This window comes from Arthrobacter sp. Hiyo1 (genome assembly GCF_001263615.2).
GTDB lineage: Bacteria > Actinomycetota > Actinomycetes > Actinomycetales > Micrococcaceae > Arthrobacter.
Map to the genome: position 1 here is coordinate 116,159 of NZ_DF952468.1, position 1,644 is coordinate 117,802.

2 protein-coding genes and 1 pseudogene are annotated in these 1,644 nt (G+C 66.4%); all 3 read left to right on the forward strand.

Annotation, left to right across the window (positions count from 1 at the left end; all coding sequences use genetic code 11):
- Window positions 1-875 (forward strand): amidase (locus tag AHiyo1_RS00425; protein WP_059387246.1); only part of this gene is annotated, 875 nt, incomplete at its 5' end.
- A 20-nt stretch (window positions 876-895) separates the two neighbouring features.
- Window positions 896-1,174, forward strand: a complete 279-nt coding sequence (locus AHiyo1_RS00430; RefSeq protein ID WP_059387247.1) for a hypothetical protein — start codon at window positions 896-898, stop codon at window positions 1,172-1,174.
- A gap of 70 nt (window positions 1,175-1,244) precedes the next feature.
- A pseudogene (locus AHiyo1_RS00435) lies at window positions 1,245-1,644 on the forward strand (transcriptional regulator); the annotation flags it as partial.

The following is a 1,644-nucleotide window of genomic DNA, read 5'->3' on the forward strand; positions in this document are numbered from 1 at the left end:
CCATGGGCCCGGAGTACGGCGACGTGGCCGGGGGATTCGCCGTCGAACATGCGCTGACGCGGAGCGTTCGCGATTCGGCGGCGCTCCTTGACGCGACGGCCGGTCAGTCGCCCGGCGATCCATATTGGGCGCCGCCCCGGGCCCGGCCATTCCTGCTTGAGGCCGGAACTGCTCCTGGAAAGCTTCGCATCGCCGCAACCGCGACGCCCAACTCCGGGCAACAAGTGCATCCGGACTACCTAGGGGTGTTCGAGGAAACCGTGGAATTGCTGGCCGGGCTGGGCCACAGCGTCACGGAAGCGCACCCCGAGAGCCTGGGGCGGGTGGGGCACCGGGCGGTCAGGGCCGTCTATGGAGGCGCGATCGCGTGGATCGAGGCGTACTGGACGCAGCGGATGGGTAGGCCTCCGGAAGCCGGTGAGATCGAGCCGTTCACCGCAGCCGACTTCGAGCGCTCGCGGGCTGTGACAGGTGGCCAGTATCTCCTCGGCATGGGGGAATTGCAGCGCTTCAGCCGCCGCCTGGCTGGATTCTTCGAGGAGTTCGACGTCTGGATGACACCCACCGTTGGCTGGCCCCCGTTGCCGCTGGGAACGCTGCGTGGAACCGAGGAAGAGCCGTTGCGCGGCGAGCGCGAGGCCGGCCGCTTCCTCATGTTCGACGGCGAGTATGCCAACATCTCGGGCAACCCGGCCATGTCGGTGCCACTCGGAGTCGACTCGGACGGCCTGCCGGTGGGCATGTCCTTCCTTGGCCGTTTCGGAGACGAGGCCACGCTCTTTCGCTTGGCTGGCCAGCTCGAGAAGGCCGCACCCTGGGCCGACCGCAAACCCGGAGCCCTCGCGCGGGCGTTGGCGGCGTCGCGCCGAAGCTGAAGCACGACAGGAGAGAAGCAATGTTTATGGGCGTCTACCATTTCGACGGAGATCCCGCGCAACTGCTGGAAGGCCACCAGCGCATGGTGGGCCTCCTGCCGCCCGGCGCGTTGAAAATCCACGTGTGCCTATCCACTGAGGGTGGCATCTCGGTCTACGACACCTGCCCGGACAGGGCAACATTTGACCGCTTCAGCAGCGGCCACAGTTTCGCGGAACTCGTCGCGGAAGTCGGCCTCCCTGTACCCCGGATCGAAGCGTTGGGCGACGTCGAGTCGTACGAATTCCACCCGGAGTGAGCGGGTACACAAACCCCTGCGTCGCAACTAGACTGGCCCGTACTGTGCTGCGTCCGGTTTTGGGAGTTCGATGAAGAATCCGATCCATCCGGCAGCTTCGGTCAATGACGCCGCCGAGCTGCTGCAGCGTCATGCCCGCGCCGGGCACGAACACTTGGAATCGTGGCGTTACGGGCTTCCCGACGCCACGGAGCTTCCCGGTCTACGCAGCCTGATCAAGGAATCCTGGCAGCGATCCGCCCAGCTCAAAGCAAACCCGGACCAGCCCGAGGCGCCGCTGGTCATCGACCTCGACGAGCTCGAGGAATACCGCCGCCAACACCCGCTGGCCACCATCATGCCCGTCATCCAGAAGCTCCTCATCCAGCCCAGCTATGAGAGCGGGCTGCTGGTCGCCGTGGGGGACGAGCTGGGCCGCTTGCTGTGGGTGGACGGAAATCCCGCGATGCGGCGCCGCGCCGAAGGCATGA